The organism is Parasphingopyxis sp. (assembly GCF_028279465.1).
GTDB lineage: Bacteria > Pseudomonadota > Alphaproteobacteria > Sphingomonadales > Sphingomonadaceae > Parasphingopyxis.
This window is the reverse complement of the sequence record NZ_JANQNS010000015.1, coordinates 41,257-57,152: the sequence shown is the minus strand read 5'-3', so window position 1 is coordinate 57,152 and position 15,896 is coordinate 41,257. Positions and strand designations below refer to the sequence as shown.

15 protein-coding genes are annotated in these 15,896 nt (G+C 62.3%); 10 read left to right on the top strand and 5 right to left on the bottom strand.

Annotated elements, in window-relative coordinates; genetic code table 11:
• Positions 1-87: 87 nt before the first annotated feature.
• Complete coding sequence (locus tag Q0974_RS09635; RefSeq protein WP_299326995.1) at positions 88-1,341, top strand: hypothetical protein; 1,254 nt, start codon at positions 88-90, stop codon at positions 1,339-1,341.
• On the opposite strand, the gene ada is transcribed toward Q0974_RS09635, so the two are convergent.
• The gene (ada, locus tag Q0974_RS09630) at positions 1,342-2,382 is read right to left on the bottom strand and encodes a bifunctional DNA-binding transcriptional regulator/O6-methylguanine-DNA methyltransferase Ada (RefSeq protein ID WP_299326993.1); all 1,041 of its coding nucleotides are present in this window, start codon (positions 2,380-2,382) and stop codon (positions 1,342-1,344) included.
• 127 nt (positions 2,383-2,509) lie between these two features.
• Here ada and Q0974_RS09625 point away from each other — a divergent pair, with 127 nt between their 5' ends.
• The 7 genes from Q0974_RS09625 (at position 2,510) to Q0974_RS09595 (ending at position 8,727) form a co-directional block, all read left to right on the top strand.
• Complete coding sequence (locus Q0974_RS09625; protein ID WP_299326991.1) at positions 2,510-3,643, top strand: serine protease; 1,134 nt, start codon at positions 2,510-2,512, stop codon at positions 3,641-3,643.
• A gap of 148 nt (positions 3,644-3,791) precedes the next feature.
• A complete protein-coding gene (locus tag Q0974_RS09620) occupies positions 3,792-4,346 on the top strand; it encodes a F0F1 ATP synthase subunit delta (protein ID WP_299326989.1) in 555 nt (184 codons plus the stop codon).
• 37 nt (positions 4,347-4,383) lie between these two features.
• On the top strand, positions 4,384-5,913 hold the full coding sequence (atpA, locus tag Q0974_RS09615) for a F0F1 ATP synthase subunit alpha (protein ID WP_299326987.1): 1,530 nt from the start codon (positions 4,384-4,386) through the stop codon (positions 5,911-5,913).
• 14 nt (positions 5,914-5,927) lie between these two features.
• Entirely contained in the window at positions 5,928-6,803 is an 876-nt protein-coding gene (locus Q0974_RS09610) for a F0F1 ATP synthase subunit gamma (RefSeq protein ID WP_299326985.1), read from the top strand.
• A 27-nt stretch (positions 6,804-6,830) separates the two neighbouring features.
• On the top strand, positions 6,831-8,279 hold the full coding sequence (gene atpD, locus Q0974_RS09605) for a F0F1 ATP synthase subunit beta (protein ID WP_299326983.1): 1,449 nt from the start codon (positions 6,831-6,833) through the stop codon (positions 8,277-8,279).
• A gap of 2 nt (positions 8,280-8,281) precedes the next feature.
• Positions 8,282-8,458, top strand: a complete 177-nt coding sequence (locus Q0974_RS09600; protein ID WP_299326981.1) for a glutathione S-transferase — start codon at positions 8,282-8,284, stop codon at positions 8,456-8,458.
• A 5-nt stretch (positions 8,459-8,463) separates the two neighbouring features.
• A complete protein-coding gene (locus tag Q0974_RS09595; RefSeq protein WP_299326979.1) occupies positions 8,464-8,727 on the top strand; it encodes an ATP synthase F1 subunit epsilon in 264 nt (87 codons plus the stop codon).
• A 12-nt stretch (positions 8,728-8,739) separates the two neighbouring features.
• Here Q0974_RS09595 and Q0974_RS09590 read toward each other — a convergent pair whose 3' ends face one another.
• Complete coding sequence (locus Q0974_RS09590) at positions 8,740-9,672, bottom strand: DMT family transporter (RefSeq protein WP_299326977.1); 933 nt, start codon at positions 9,670-9,672, stop codon at positions 8,740-8,742.
• Positions 9,673-9,773: 101 nt separating this feature from the next.
• Here Q0974_RS09590 and Q0974_RS09585 point away from each other — a divergent pair, with 101 nt between their 5' ends.
• Entirely contained in the window at positions 9,774-11,291 is a 1,518-nt protein-coding gene (locus tag Q0974_RS09585; RefSeq protein WP_299326975.1) for a CpaF family protein, read from the top strand.
• Here Q0974_RS09585 and Q0974_RS09580 read toward each other — a convergent pair.
• From Q0974_RS09580 to Q0974_RS09570, 3 genes are read right to left on the bottom strand one after another with little or no spacing between them, the layout of a single operon-like run.
• On the bottom strand, positions 11,288-12,121 hold the full coding sequence (locus Q0974_RS09580) for a TIGR03915 family putative DNA repair protein (protein WP_299326973.1): 834 nt from the start codon (positions 12,119-12,121) through the stop codon (positions 11,288-11,290). The genes Q0974_RS09585 and Q0974_RS09580 overlap by 4 nt on opposite strands.
• Entirely contained in the window at positions 12,121-13,368 is a 1,248-nt protein-coding gene (locus Q0974_RS09575) for a putative DNA modification/repair radical SAM protein (RefSeq protein ID WP_299326971.1), read from the bottom strand. Before Q0974_RS09575 ends, Q0974_RS09580 begins: the two co-directional genes overlap by 1 nt.
• A gap of 54 nt (positions 13,369-13,422) precedes the next feature.
• Positions 13,423-13,602 carry a hypothetical protein gene (locus Q0974_RS09570; RefSeq protein ID WP_299326969.1) on the bottom strand — a complete coding sequence of 60 codons (180 nt, stop codon included), beginning with the start codon at positions 13,600-13,602 and terminating at the stop codon, positions 13,423-13,425.
• Between the two features lie 149 nt (positions 13,603-13,751).
• On the opposite strand from Q0974_RS09570, the gene Q0974_RS09565 reads away from it, so the two are divergent.
• On the top strand, positions 13,752-15,893 hold the full coding sequence (locus Q0974_RS09565) for a TonB-dependent siderophore receptor (RefSeq protein WP_299326967.1): 2,142 nt from the start codon (positions 13,752-13,754) through the stop codon (positions 15,891-15,893).
• Positions 15,894-15,896 lie beyond the last annotated feature (3 nt).

Sequence of the window (15,896 nt, the reverse complement as noted above, 5' to 3'; positions counted from 1 at the left end):
CGCATGAGGGGCGGCAAACTGGGTCGCTTTCCCGCGCTTCCCATTTCTCAGACCAACGCCTATCGACGCTGAGGAAGGGCACGCCTCATGATTTCACACCGCCAGCGCATCTGGCGCGCCATCGGCCCGGGGCTGTTGTTTTCCGGCGCCGCTGTCGGCGTTTCCCATCTCGTCCAATCGACGCGCGCCGGAGCGATGTTCGGGCTGGCGCTTATCGGCGTGATTATCGTCATCAACATCCTCAAATATCCGGCATTCCGTTTCGGAGTCGATTATGCGCATGCGACGCGCCGGTCGCTGCTGCATGGCTATCGCGAGCTCGGGCCATGGGCGCTCATAGTCTTCCTCATAGCCATCGCGCCGATCGCGCCGATCGTGCTGGCCGCAACCAGCGCGACCACTGCCGGCATCATCGCGGCGCTAGCAGGTCCATCCCTGCCAATCCCGACGCTTGCCGCGCTCGTTCTGGCCGGGGCGACGGCGATCCTGATGATCGGCGGCTATACATGGCTCGACCGGATCAACCGGGTGCTGCTGGCGTTCCTGATCGTATCGACCCTGGCCGCAACGGCCATGGTGCTGCCGCGCGTCGAATGGGGAACGCTGACCGATATCGGCTGGGCCGCCGATCCGCTAGCGCTGCTCTTCATTGTGGCGCTCGCCGGTTTCATGCCGAACCCGGTCGATGCGTCCGTCCCCGTATCGATCTGGACCGTGGAAGCCGAAAAGGACGCGGCCGACGCAGACCGATCGACATTTTCCGAAATGCGCGCCGGCTTCGCCTGGTCCTTTGCGCTCTCTGCCGTGCTGGCATTGTGCTTCTGCATCATGGGCGCCGGCGTCATGCACAGCGATGCCGTGGCGCCAGCCTCCAACGCCGCCGAATTCGCAGCGCAGATCATATCGCTCTACAGCACGACACTCGGCCCGCAGGCGGCGTTCGTTGCGTCGATCGCTGCGCTTTCCGTAATGGCCTCGACCGTCATCGCCGCAACCGACGCCTATGCCCGGAGCTTCGCGGAAGCCTATGCCGACCGGGAACCCGGCGACGATGCGGGCCGATTCCGCAAAGCATATTTAGTGGCCATTCTCGCCGAAGTCGGCCTCGCAATCGCTGCGCTGTACGTTCTGCTCTCAGACTTCGGCGTGTTCATCGATTTCGTAACCTCGGCCTCCTTCCTGATCGCACCGGTGATTGCGCTGCTCAACCATCTGGTCGTCACGCGTTGCGCCATGGCGGAGGACGCCCGGCCCGGCTCCGCCATGCGCCTGCTCAGTATCGCAGCGATTGTAATAACGACAATGCTGGCACTCGCCTATTTGGCGTTGCGCCTTGGATGATCAGCGGCGGCGCTCCCGCTCCAGCAGCGCTTCCTTCCGCTTCAACCCATAGGCATAGCCGCCAAGGCTGCCATCGCTGCGGATGACGCGGTGGCAAGGGATGAGGACGGCGACATTGTTGGCGCCATTGGCGGAACCGGCCGCGCGCACGGCGTTTGGCTTGCCGACGGCCGCCGCGATTTCGGCATAGCTGCGGGTTTCGCCGGGCGGGATGCGGGTCAGTTCGCGCCAGACGGCTTCCTGGAAAGCCGTGCCCTGCACATCGAGCGACAGGCCGTGCGGGCGGGCGGGATCGTCGACGGCGGCGACGGCGCTGGCGATGATATTGGCCATGGCTGCGTCCGCCGGCGCAATCTCCGCATTCGGGAAACGCCGGCGCAGCGCCGCCTCATCTTCGTCGAACGACAGCCGGCAGATGCCGCGCTCGGTCGCCGCGATCAGCATATCGCCCAGGCTCGTCTCGGCTATCGCCCAGCGAATAGTGACGCCCTCCCCGCCCCTGCGCCATGCGGATGGGGTCATGCCGAGCCGCTTGCCGGTCTCCGCATAGAAACGCCCGGGTCCGGAATAGCCCGCTTCATAGATTGCATCGGTCACCCGCTCCTCCTTCTCAAGCGCACGCTCGGCGCGTTCTGCCCGCAACCGCCGCGCATAGGCTGCCGGGGTCACGCCCATCGCCCGGCGGAAGACGCGCAGAAAATGCGTCGGGGAGTAGCCGACACAGTCGGCGATCGCATCGAGCTTAGGGGCTTCCTCCGCTCCCTCGATCAGCTCTACCGCTTTCGCTACGGCCGCTTCGTCGCGGGAGACATCATCGGGCTTGCAGCGTTTGCATGGCCGAAGACCCGCTTCGCGCGCCTCCGCGCCGCTCGCAAAAAACCGCACATTCTCGCGTTTCGGATGCCGGGCGGGACAGGAAGGCCGGCAATAGATGCCGGTCGTCATCACGCCGGTCACAAAGCGGCCGTCAAAACTGCGATCGCGCGCCTGTACGGCCCGCCAGGCGAGATCGGGATCGATGAGAATGGTCTGTTCTGTCATGCCGTCGTCCTACGCACGCCATAGCATAGATGCGTTCCGAAAATTGCGGTCAAAAGAATCCGCCCCCTTTTCACGTCTTAGCGGTGCCGTATACAGGGTGCGGCTGTTCTTGAGGGGGAAACGCGTGATGATGCGGTGGATAATGGCTGTGCTGCTGGCGCTCGCGGTGCTTCCGATCTCGGCGTCCGCGCAAAAGGGCGAGGAACAGACTGCCACCGAGAACGATGTCGTCATCGCCGCGCGCAGCGTCGTCCGGGTCGCGCTGATCGGCAATGACGACAAGCGCGGGCAATATCTGCTCGGCCATGGCAGCGGCGTCGCCGTCGCGCCGGGGCTCATCGTCACCAACGCGCATGTCGTCGCCCCGCTGCGCGAATCGCCCAGCATCGAAATCAGCATCGTCCCGTCTTCAGGCGAGCAACGCTATCCGGGTACGCTGCTCGCATCGGATTCGCGCGCCGATCTCGCCCTGATCCGCATGCAGGAAGGAGTTATCGATCCGCTCCCGGTTTTCACCGGCCGGCCGCCCGACACGGGGCGCGTTGCGGCGATCGGCTATCCCGGTTCCGTCGATCTGGCAGAAAATCTCTCGGCCAGCGAACGCGTCCGCCCGATTCCGGCGGTGCGCACTTTCGGCCAGCTCTCTGGCGGCCGCAGCCGGCGCGATGTCGATACGCTGCTCCACACCGCCGCCATGGCCCGCGGCAATTCGGGCGGCCCGCTGGTAGATGAATGCGGGCGGATAATCGGCATCAACAGTTTCGGCGCGCTGGCCGAGCAGAATGATGCCGAATTCGGCTTCGCCATCTCGGCGCGCGAACTGATTCCGTTCCTGCAACGTGCAGAGGTCCGGCCCGAGATCACGACTGAAGGTTGTATCCCATTGCCCGAACGCGTCCGGCAAGAAGCGGCGGAACGGGCCCGCGCTGACGAGCTGGCACGCGACCGGGAAACGCTCGCGCTCTACGAAGCGCGGGAGCTCGGCCTCGCCATCGCCGTCGCCATGCTCGTGATCGGCGCCGCACTGTTCGCCGGCGGCATTGTCGCGATGTTCTTCCGCGGCCGCTGGCAACGCGGCTCGCTCGTCGGTAGTCTCGCCATCGGGGTCGGCATCGCGCTGATTGCTGGATCGATCTATGTCTTCTTCAACCGGCCGAGCCTGGACCGGCTATTCGACGATCCTGAAGCACCGGCGGAGACGGAGGCCGAGGACGCGGAAGCGGCGGAGCCGGCGGAAACCGAAGAGGCGCCGGAAGAATAGCTGCGCCGAACGCTTTCGGGGAAAAGTTCGCCTCGGCCATCTTGCATCGCAGCATGACCCTTGCTAGGTGGCCCGCAGCCGTAGCGGGGGCGTTTTGCCGCTCCCTTTTCTATGGATCAGTCATCCTCCTTTAGGGGCATATTTGCGCGTGGATATTTCCGGCGGAATCAAGGCCAGCTTGGCAGGCCGCTATGCAGCGGCACTGTTCGAACTGGCGGAAGAGAATAAGCAGCTCGACGCGGTCGAGGACAGCCTTGCGAAGCTCAAATCGGCGCTCGCCGATTCGGGCGAATTCGCGACCCTGACCACGAGCCCGCTCGTCGGCCGGTCCGAAGCGGTCGCGGCGACCAAGGCGGTCTCCGAATCGCTGTCGCTCGATCCGCTCACCACCAATTTCCTCGGCACGCTCGCCGAGAATCGCCGCCTTGCCCAGCTCGGCCCGGCGATCCGCGCTTTCTCGACCATCGCCGCGCAATATCGCGGTGAGGCTAATGCCGAAGTCATCTCGGCGCATCCCCTTACCGACGACCAGGTCACGGCGCTGAAGGCAAAGCTCAAAAGCCTCGCCGGCCGCGACGTCAATGTCGACATGAATGTCGATCCCTCGCTGCTGGGCGGCCTCGTCGTCCGCATGGGCAGCCGGATGATCGACGGCTCGCTCCGTACCAAACTCAATACGCTCGCCTCGGCAATGAAGGGCTGAACGCCCATATGCCTAATGGTTCCATGAAAGGTTCATAATGGACATCAACGCTGCAGAAATCTCCAAGGTCATCAAGGACCAGATCGCCAGTTTCGGCACCGAGGCGCAGGTCTCGGAAATCGGAACCGTGCTTTCGGTCGGTGACGGTATCGCTCGCGTGCACGGCCTCGACAACGTCCAGGCCGGTGAAATGGTCGCCTTCGAAAACGGCATCCAGGGCATGGCGCTGAACCTTGAATCCGACAATGTCGGCGTCGTGATCTTCGGCTCCGACGCCGAGATCAAGGAAGGCGACACGGTCAAGCGCACCGAGACGATCGTGGACGTTCCGGTTGGCAAGGGCCTGTTGGGGCGCGTGGTCGACGGCCTCGGCAATCCGATCGACGGCAAGGGCCCGATCGAAGGCGCCGAGCGCGCGCGCGTGGAAGTGAAGGCGCCGGGCATCATCCCGCGCAAATCGGTTCACGAGCCGGTCCAGTCGGGCCTCAAGGCCATTGACGCGCTCGTGCCCGTGGGCCGCGGTCAGCGCGAGTTGATTATCGGCGACCGCCAGACTGGCAAGACCGCCGTCGCAGTCGACACGTTCATCAACCAGCGGACGGTCAACGAGACGGACGACGAGTCGAAGAAGCTTTATTGCATCTATGTCGCCGTCGGCCAGAAGCGCTCGACGGTTGCGCAGATCGTCCGCCAGCTCGAAGAAAATGGCGCGATGGACTATTCGATCGTCGTCGCCGCCACGGCCTCCGAGCCGGCCCCGCTTCAATATCTTGCGCCGTACACGGGCTGCACGATGGGCGAGTATTTCCGCGACAACGGCATGCACAGCTGCATCGTCTATGACGATCTTTCGAAACAGGCCGTCGCCTATCGCCAGATGTCGCTGCTGCTGCGCCGCCCGCCGGGCCGCGAAGCCTATCCGGGCGACGTCTTCTATCTTCACTCCCGCCTGCTCGAGCGCGCGGCGAAGATGAACGAAGACAATGGCGCCGGTTCTATGACCGCGCTGCCGATCATCGAAACCCAGGCGGGCGATGTTTCGGCCTATATTCCGACCAACGTTATCTCGATCACGGACGGTCAGATCTTCCTCGAGACCGACCTCTTCTTCCAGGGCATCCGCCCGGCGATTAACGTCGGCCTCTCGGTGAGCCGCGTCGGCTCCGCCGCCCAGACCAAGGCGATGAAAAAGGTGGCCGGCTCGATCAAGCTGGAGCTCGCCCAGTATCGCGAGATGGCGGCCTTCGCCCAGTTCGGTTCGGACCTCGACGCCTCCACGCAGCAGCTGCTCAACCGCGGCGCGCGGCTGACAGAACTCCTCAAACAGAAGCAGTTCTCGCCGATGCCGATGGAAGAGCAGGTCGCCTCGATCTTCGCGGGCACCGAAGGCTATCTGGATGGCATCGCGACCGACAAGGTCACGGAATTCGAGTCCAGCTTCCTCGCCCATATGCGCGCTGATCATGCCGATGTGCTGGCGACGATCCGCGACACGCAGAAGCTCGAAGACGATACGGCCGAAAAGCTGACTTCGATCCTCGACGATTTCGCGAAGACCTTCGCCTAAGAGGCTGAAAAACCGTGGCAAGTCTTAAAGAACTCAAGGATCGGATCGGGTCGGTCAAATCGACCCAGAAGATCACCAAGGCCAAGCAGATGGTCGCCGCCGCCAAGCTCCGCAAGGCGCAGGAAGCGGCCGAGGCCGCGCGCCCGTACGCCGAGCGGCTGGAAAGCGTGATGACGAGCCTTGCGTCCAAGGTCTCGATCAATTCCGACACGCCCAAGCTGCTGGCCGGCACCGGCAAGACGCAGCGGCATCTGATGGTCGTCGCCACGTCGGATCGTGGTCTGTGCGGCGCGTTCAACACGAATATCGTCAAGGAAGCCCGCGAAAAGGCCGATGCGCTGATCGCCGAGGGCAAGGACGTGACCTTCTATCTGATCGGCAAGAAGGCGAAGCCGGTCGTCAAACGCTTTTACGCGGACGCGATCGACCATCATTACGACACGAGCGACATCAAGAACCCGCATTATGACGATGCGAAAGCGATCTCCGAGGAGCTGGTCGCGCGGCTTGAGGACGACAAGTTCGATGTCGCCTGGCTCTTCTATTCCAAGTTCAAATCGGCGCTGGTTCAGGAACCGCAAACGCAGCAGATCATCCCGGTTCCGGTTCCCGAAGAAGCAGAGGCGGGCAGCAAGGCCGCTGTCGAATATGAGCCGGACGAGGAGGAAATCCTCTCCGAACTGCTGCCGCGCAACCTGTCGATCCAGATTTTCCGCGCGCTGCTCGAAAACGCGGCGTCGGAACAGGGCGCCTCGATGACCGCCATGGATAACGCGACGCGCAACGCCGGCGAGCTCATCGACAAGCTGACCATCGAATATAACCGCAGCCGTCAGGCCGCGATCACCACCGAACTCGTAGAAATCATCTCGGGCGCCGAAGCGCTCTAGGCAGTTAGAAGGCAAGAGGTAACAATCATGGCCACCACCACCAACAATGTCGGCACGATTAGCCAGGTCATCGGCGCCGTCGTCGATGTCAGCTTCCCGAACGAGCTGCCCGAGATCCTGTCGGCGCTGGAAACCGACAATAATGGCAACCGCCTCGTGCTCGAGGTCGCCCAGCATCTCGGCGAGAATATGGTCCGCACGATCGCGATGGACGCGACCGAGGGTCTGGTCCGCGGCCAGGAAGTGACCGATACGGGCAACCAGATCACCATGCCGGTCGGCCCGAAGACGCTTGGCCGCATCATGAACGTCGTCGGCGAACCGATCGACGAACTCGGCCCGATCGGCGCCGAGGACACCGCGCCGATCCACGCTGACGCACCGCCCTTTGTCGACCAGTCGACGGACGCCGAAATTCTCGTCACGGGCATCAAGGTCGTCGACCTGCTCGCGCCCTATGCGAAAGGCGGCAAGATCGGCCTGTTCGGCGGCGCCGGCGTCGGCAAGACCGTGCTCATTCAGGAGCTGATCAACAATATCGCCAAGGGCCATGGTGGCACCTCAGTGTTCGCCGGTGTCGGCGAGCGCACCCGCGAGGGTAACGACCTGTATCACGAATTTCTCGATGCCGGCGTTATCGCCAAGAATGACGAAGGCGTCGCGATCTCCGAGGGCTCGAAAGTGGCCCTCGTATACGGCCAGATGAACGAACCGCCGGGCGCCCGCGCCCGCGTCGCGCTGTCGGGCCTGACGATCGCCGAATATTTCCGCGACCAGGAAGGCCAGGACGTGCTCTTCTTCGTCGACAACATCTTCCGTTTTACGCAAGCGGGCTCGGAAGTGTCCGCGCTGCTCGGCCGTATTCCGTCGGCCGTGGGCTATCAGCCGACGCTCTCAACGGACATGGGCAACCTGCAGGAGCGCATCACCTCGACCAACAAGGGTTCGATCACCTCGGTACAGGCCATTTACGTGCCGGCCGACGACCTCACCGACCCGGCACCGGCTACCAGCTTCGCCCACTTGGACGCCACGACCGTGCTGTCGCGCGCCATTTCGGAGCTCGGCATCTATCCGGCGGTTGACCCGCTGGACTCGACCAGCCGCGTGCTCGAACCGCGCGTTGTCGGCCAGGAGCATTACGATACGGCCCGTGCCGTCCAGGAAACGCTCCAGCGCTACAAGTCGCTGCAGGACATCATCGCCATTCTCGGCATGGACGAGCTTTCGGAAGAAGATAAGCTGATCGTCGCGCGCGCACGCAAGATCCAGCGCTTCCTGTCCCAGCCGTTCCACGTGGCCGAGGTCTTCACCGGCAAGCCCGGCATCTTCGTCGAACTCGAGGACACGATCCGCTCGTTCAAGGAAGTGGTCGAAGGCAAGCATGACGACCTGCCCGAAGCGGCCTTCTACATGGTCGGCGGCATCGACGACGTCCGTGAGCGGGCTCGCGAACTGGCCGCAGAAGCGGCGTAGCGATGGCGGACTTGCGCCTTGAAGATTGCGTCAATGAAGTGTGCCCATGGTCGGGGAAACCCGTCTCGGCCGACTCGTTGACGCTCTACAAGGGCGCGGTGTTCGGCTTCTGCAACACCGGATGCCGTGATAAATTCGAGACGGCGACGTCGATGTTCGACAAAGCGTTGAAGGACTGAATCAGATGGCTCTCAATTTCGAACTTGTGACGCCCGAAAAACTTCTCCGCTCGGAAGAAGTGCATATGGTCGTCGTGCCCGGCACGGAGGGCGATATGGGCATTTTCGCGCGCCACGCGCCCGTGATGACCACGATCCGCGATGGCAATATCTCGATCTACAAGACTGCTGGTGGCGAAGCCGAGACGATCAAGGTCGAAGGCGGGTTCGCCGAGGTGAACTCTAAAGGCCTGACGATCCTCGCCGAAAAGGTCGTCGAGGAAGACTAGGCGCTCCCTCGATTAGGCCGCAGCCCGCCGTCGCTGCCGGTTCCATAGCCACAGCCCCGCGACGATAATCAGCGCCGCCCCGCCCATCGCGAGCGGGTCCGGATAATCGCCATAAAAAGTCACGCCGATGGCGACCGCTGTCAGCAATTGCACATAGACCATCGGCGCGGTTTCGGCCGCCGAGGCCTTGGTCGTCGCCATATAGACGAGCCAGTGGCCGAAGGACGCCGTGACCGCGACCAGCGCGCAGCGGGCGATCACGCTCCAGTCCGGCATGTCCACATGCAGACCTTCGACGCCTGAGACATGGCCGATAAAGGCCGCGGCAATCATGACCGGCGTGGCGATCGCGGAAATCAGCACCTGCATCAACAGGCCCGAACCACTGCCCGCCGCCATGCGGTTGAAAACGATGGTGAAGGAAAAGCAGACCGCCGCGCCGATCGGCAATAATACGCTCCAGCCCAGATCGAAGATATTGGGCTGCAAAACCAGGATCATGCCGACAAAGGCAATGCCGGTGGCGTACCAGGTAATGCGCGGCATGCGTTCGCCGAGCATGAGCGTCGATAAGATTGCGGTAATCATTGGCGCGGTGAACTGGATCGCGGTCGCATCGGCGAGCGGCATGACGAAAATCGCGCTGAAAAAGAAAAGCGTCGCCAGCGCCACCGACACGCCCCGGCCGATCTGGACCCAGGGCCGGGGGCAGCGCAGACCTCTGCGCCCTTCTACCATCAACAACAATAGCAATAATCCAATTGAACCAATGGTATAGCGCAGGGCGGCTACAGCCAACCCCGGCCATTCGCCGGCGATCGACTTGATGATGCCGTCACCCATCGACAGGCAGGCGAAACCGGCCAGCGCGAGCAGCAGCCCGATTGCGGTCGAGTCTCCGCTTATCCGCAATTTCGCTGCATTTTCGGGGTTTTCCGCTGCCATTGCTCCCCTTTGACGGGCATTAGCTAATTGTCAAAGTTTTCAATCTATTCACCATTCCGAACCGGCTCGCCTGACGCGGGCATATCGTATTGAGGGATGGGATGAGCGCATTTGGACGAAAAGGCGGTGGCCAGAAACCTTCTTTCGGCGTCGCACGGCCCATGCAGGGCGGCTCCGGCACGTCCGGCGATACGGAGGCGAAGGACAGCAAGGGCGGCGAACAGTTCCCGCCGATCGATTCGCTCGACCTGCCAGCGGAGGATGACGGATCGATCATTCCGCCCGAAGCCGATGCCATGTCGAAGCTCAACGACCGCGCCAATGCGGTCGCCGAAGCGGCGGAAGAAGCGCAGGGTTTCGAAGCCTCGGTTCATAAGATCAAGGAACAGGTGCTGCCGCGCCTGCTCGAACGTGTCGATCCGGAAGCGGCATCGACGCTCACCAAAACCGAACTGGCCGAAGAATTCCGCCCGATCATCTCCGAGGTGCTCGCTGAGCTGAAAATCACGCTGAACCGGCGCGAACAGTTTGCGCTCGAAAAAGTGCTGGTCGACGAGCTGCTCGGTCTCGGCCCGCTCGAAGAACTGCTCTCCGATCCGGACATCAACGACATCATGGTCAACGGCCCGGAACAGACCTATGTCGAGCGCAAGGGCAAGCTCGAACTCTCCAAGATCAAGTTCCGCGACGAAGAGCATCTGCTGCAGATCGCCCAGCGCATCTGTAACTCGGTCGGCCGCCGTGTCGACCAGACGACGCCGCTGGCCGACGCCCGTCTCGCCGACGGTTCGCGTGTGAACGTCATCGTGCCGCCGCTCTCGCTGCGCGGCACGGCAATCTCGATTCGTAAATTCTCCGACAAGCCGATCACCATCGACATGATGAAGGATTGGGATTCCATGTCGGACAAGATGGCGACCTTCCTGAAGGTGGCCGGCGCCAGCCGTTTCAACACGGTCATCTCAGGAGGTACGGGTTCGGGTAAGACGACGATGCTCAACGCCATGTCGAAGATGATCGACCCGGGCGAGCGCGTGTTGACCATCGAGGACGCCGCCGAACTTCGTCTGCAGCAGCCGCACTGGCTGCCGCTGGAAACCCGCCCCGCAAACCTTGAGGGCAAGGGCGAGATATCGATCGGCGACCTCGTCAAGAACGCCCTGCGTATGCGCCCCGATCGCATCATCCTGGGTGAGATTCGCGGCGCGGAATGTTTCGACCTGCTCGCCGCAATGAATACGGGCCATGACGGCTCGATGTGTACGCTTCACTCCAACAGCCCGCGCGAATGCCTGGGCCGTATGGAAAACATGGTCATGATGGGCGACATCAAGATCCCGAAGGAAGCGATCTCGAAACAGATTGCCGACTCGGTCGATCTCATCATTCAGGTGAAGCGCCTGCGCGACGGTTCGCGCCGGACGACCAACATCACCGAGGTGATCGGGATGGAAGGCGACGTCATCGTCACGCAGGAACTGTTCAAGTTCGAATATACGGGCGAGGACGATAACGGGAAAATCATCGGCGAATATCGCTCGATGGGCTTGCGCCCCTACACGCTCGACAAGGCGAAGGCCTTCGGTTTCGAACAGCCTTGCCTCGAGGCTTGCCTCTAGCTTTCGCGCCGCCGCGCTATCCGTTTCGACAGCGCATTGGGTTCGGTCACGCCATCGGTCCGCATGGCGTCGGACCGGTCTCCGGCTTTCGCAATCAGGCCTGGGATCAGCACGGCCTCGGGGAGATTGCGCCAATATTTCTTCGGCATTTCGGCCGTCATCGCCTTCACCTTCAGCCGTGCAGGATTGAAGATCGCGGCGAAATAGGCCTTCCATTCCACTTCCACGATATCGGCATCGGGCACGTCCTGCCGGGACGCGCCGGCTTCGTAGCGCAACGCACCGTCCTGCCAGATGGCCGAGCGTTCGGGCGTCAGGATTGCCCAGTCCATATTGGGAAAGCGCCGGACGAAGAAAGGCGTCGCCAGTTCGACGATCCGGTGATCGGGCTCGAACCAGGCGGCGAACCGCTCACGGCCGCCCTGCTCGCCGACTTTCCGAAAGCGGACGAACGCATGCATCTTGTGCCGATCACGCCGGATGGCCTTGGCGCATCCATGCGCCCAGGCGACATCCGGATCGGCCGCATTGGCGAGCAGATGATGTTCGCGCTGGAGACGAAAAAGCAGCCGGTAGAGACGCGCAAAGCGCTCAGCATCGCGATGGCAGATGACTAGCCGGCTCAGCGTCAAAAATGCGCTCGGTACGCGTGTCTGCACGGAGGGCGAAGCGGTCAGCGCGGTATCCGCGGCTTCCGCAAACAATCCCGGCTGCGCCTCTCCGCTCTGCCATTCTACCGCCTCAGGCCGCACGCCCTGCGCGCACAGATTCCGGGCGGCATTGCGCCAACCCTTCCAATCCGTCGGCGAGGCAAGTGCAACGGTCGGCATCAGAATAGCGACAATTGTTCGGCGGGCGGGCGGACCCGGGCCGCAAGGCCGGCGCTATCGGTGAGCACACCGGGCGACCAGTCTGCAGCTTCGATAAAGGGCAGCAGCTTCTTCACCGACACGGTCAGCCGCGCCAGATCGTCGAGCCGCAGCTTCGCCGATCGCCGCGCTTTCAGCAGCTTGCCGATCGCGACCGGCCCCAGGCCCGGCACACGCAACAGCCGCGCGCGCGGTGCCCGGTTGATATCGACGGGAAACCATTCGCGATGGACGAGCGCCCAAGCGAGCTTCGGATCGATGGCGAGATCGAGCATGCCCTGCGCGCCGCCCTCCATGATTTCGCCAACCTCGAACCCGTAAAAGCGGAGCATCCAGTCGGCCTGATACAGGCGATGCTCGCGCACCAGCGGCGGGCGGATCGGCGGCAGGTCCGCCGAGGCATCGGGAATGGGGCTATAGGCGGAATAATAGACGCGCCGCAGCCTGTAGTCGCCGTACAGGCTCGTCGATGCCGTCAATATCTGCATGTCGTCCGACCCGTCGGCGCCGACGATCATTTGCGTCGATTGACCGCCCGGCGCGAAACGCGGCGGCTTCGCCTTGCGGACAAGCCGCGACCGGCGCTCCCCGCGGTTTGCATCTATGCCGCTGCGCACATTGCCCATCGCCGCGCGAATGGTCTTCGCGGATTTTTCGGGCGCATAGTGGCGCAGGCCTTCAGCGCGCGGCAGCTCGATATTGATCGAGAGCCGGTCGGCATGGCGGCCCGCCGCTTCGATCAGCTCGGGCGATGCTTCGGGGATAGACTTGAGATGGATATAGCCGAGAAAGCCATGATCCTCGCGCAGGCTGCGCGCAACTTCGACGATCTGCTCCATCGTATAATCGGGCGAGCGGATAATGCCGGACGAGAGAAACAGGCCCTCGATATAGTTGCGCTTGTAGAAATCGAGCGTCAGCCGGACGAGCTCTTCGGGCGTGAAGCGTGCCCGCTCGACATTGGATGAGACCCGATTGACGCAATAGCGGCAATCGAAGGTGCAGAAATTGGTCAGCAACACCTTGAGCAGAGAGATGCACCGCCCGTCCGGTGCATAGGCGTGGCACAGCCCCATACCTTCGGTCGAACCCAAGCCTGCGGTGCCGATCGCACTGCGCTTACTGGTGCCCGACGATGCGCAGGACGCATCATATTTCGCCGCATCGGCCAGTATCTTAAGCTTCTCGATCATGGTTTTGGCCGCCATTCCATGAGCCTAACCCGGCAATCGGAACATATCAAGAACATTGAGAGCGGAGTATTAAGTGCCTGCGGCCAATAATCCCAGCATCGCCGCAGCAATCAGCGACAGCATCATCACCAGCGTCCAATTGACCCAACCGACCTTGTCGAGATGATCGCGATTGTTGCGCCGCCAGTCCATCCAGCCGGCGAATATGCCCGCCAACAGGGCGGCGACCGCGAAGGCACCGAGCGTCATTTGGCGCTCCGCTTCGTTCGCGTGACACCGAAAGCACAGCGCATGTTTTTTGGCTCAGCTGCCTCTTTTTGATTGCTTATGATAATCGTTCTCATTATCGAAATCTATCGACAGACCTTTCCTAGCTTCCCTTTCCGATTGGATTTCTCATGTTGCGTAACGTCTCGCGTGTCGGCCTTCCCCTTATGGCGAGCATATCATCCATCGCTTTTGTGCATGGCACGGCGTCGGCGCAAGGCGTGACGACGCCGGCAACCACGACGATGACCTCGACCGGCCCGCAGATCGTCGTCACCGGCCAATATTTCGAGGAAGACACGATCAGCGCGACCAAGACGGAAACGCCGCTGATCAACGTGCCGCAAAGCCTTTCGATCATCTCGCGCGAACAGATCGACGACCAGGTTCTCGGCGATATCGGCGACATTCTCCGCTACACGCCCGGCGCATCGATCGGCCAGGGCGAAGGCCATCGCGACCAGATCACGATCCGCGGTCAGAATACGACCGCCGACTTCTACATCGACGGCCTGCGCGACGACGTCCAATATTTCCGACCGCTCTACAATCTGGAGCGCATCGAAATCCTGCGCGGATCGAATGCGATGATCTTCGGCCGTGGCGGCGGCGGCGGGATCATCAACCGCGTGACCAAGACGGCCATTGCTGGCGATACGTTTGGCAACGGCACGGCGAGCGTCGACACGTTCGGCTCCGTCTATATCGCCGGCGATGCCAATATCGCGGCCGGCGATAGGCTAGGGTTCCGCCTGAACGCCTTTTACGAATCGCTCAACAATCATCGCGACTTTTTCGACGGCGATCGCTTCGCGATCAATCCGACCGCAACGCTTGAGTTTGGCCCCAACACGCGGCTCATCGGCTCCTATGAATATGTCGATGACGACCGGGTGGTCGATCGCGGCGTCCCTGCGCTGAACGGCGAGCCGCTGGAAGGGTTCGACAATACATTTTTCGGCGACCCCGATGCCAATTTCACGACGCTGGAGGCGCATATCTCGCGCCTGCGCTTCGAGCATGATTTCTCGGACAGCCTCTCCTACAATTCGACGCTGCAATATGCCGACTACAACAAATTCTATCAGAACATCTATCCGGTCGGCTTCGACGATGTCGCCAACACAGTCTCACTGGACGGCTATCGCGACACGACGCAGCGCGAAAATTTCATCATCCAGGGCAATCTGATCTGGCGCGGCAATACGGGTGCGATCGGCCACACGCTGTTGTTCGGCTATGAATATGGCGACCAGCAAACGCAAAATGCGCGGCGCGATGTGCTCTTCGCGGGCAGCATGGACGACCAGATCACTTTTGGTTTTACGGACCCGCTGGCGATCCCCGCCTTCACCTTCCCGCGCTTCACCCGCGCACGCAATTCGGATGCCGAATTCTTCTCCGTGTACGCGCAGGACCAGATCGCGATCGGCGATCATGTGATCATCGTCGCGGGTATCCGCTTCGATCATTTCGAGATCGATGTCGTCGACCAGATCGAGGTGAATGACGGCGCGGCGGACGGCAATGACGGTTTTCTGAGCCGGTCGGACAGCGAGTGGTCGCCGCGGATCGGCATCATCTACAAGCCGCAGGACAATGTGTCGCTATACGCCAGTTATGCGCGCTCCTTCTTGCCGCGCTCCGGCGACCAGTTCCTGACGCTGTCGCCGACCACCGAGTCGCTGGCGCCCGAACAGTTCGACAATTACGAGATCGGCATCAAGTGGGACCCGCAGCCGGGCCTCAGCCTGACCGCGGCGATCTTCCGCCTCGATCGCGAAAACGGCACGACGCCCGACCCGAACGATCCGGGCAATTCGATCCTCACGGGCAGCCGCACCGAAGGCTTCGAACTGCAGCTGGTCGGGGAAATCCTGCCCGGCTGGAGCGTGAATGCTGGCTACAGCTATCTCGACGCCGACGAGCGCGGCCGCGTGGTCGGCACGACGCTGGCCAATCGCACGCTCGCCCAGGTTCCCGAGCATATGCTGTCCATGTGGAACCATATCGACGTGACCGAACAGTTCGGCATCGGCGTCGGCGTGACCCACCAGTCCTCGCAATTCGCCGCGATCGATAACAGCGTACGCCTGCCCAGCTTCACCCGGTTCGACGCGGCGCTGTTCTACGACATCAGCGAGAATGTCCGCGTGCAGCTCAATGTCGAGAATCTGTTCGACGAAGACTATTTCCCCGCCGCGCATAACAACAACAATATCTCGACGGGCGAGCCGCTCAACGCGCGCTTCACCGTCCGCGCGAACTTCTAGGAA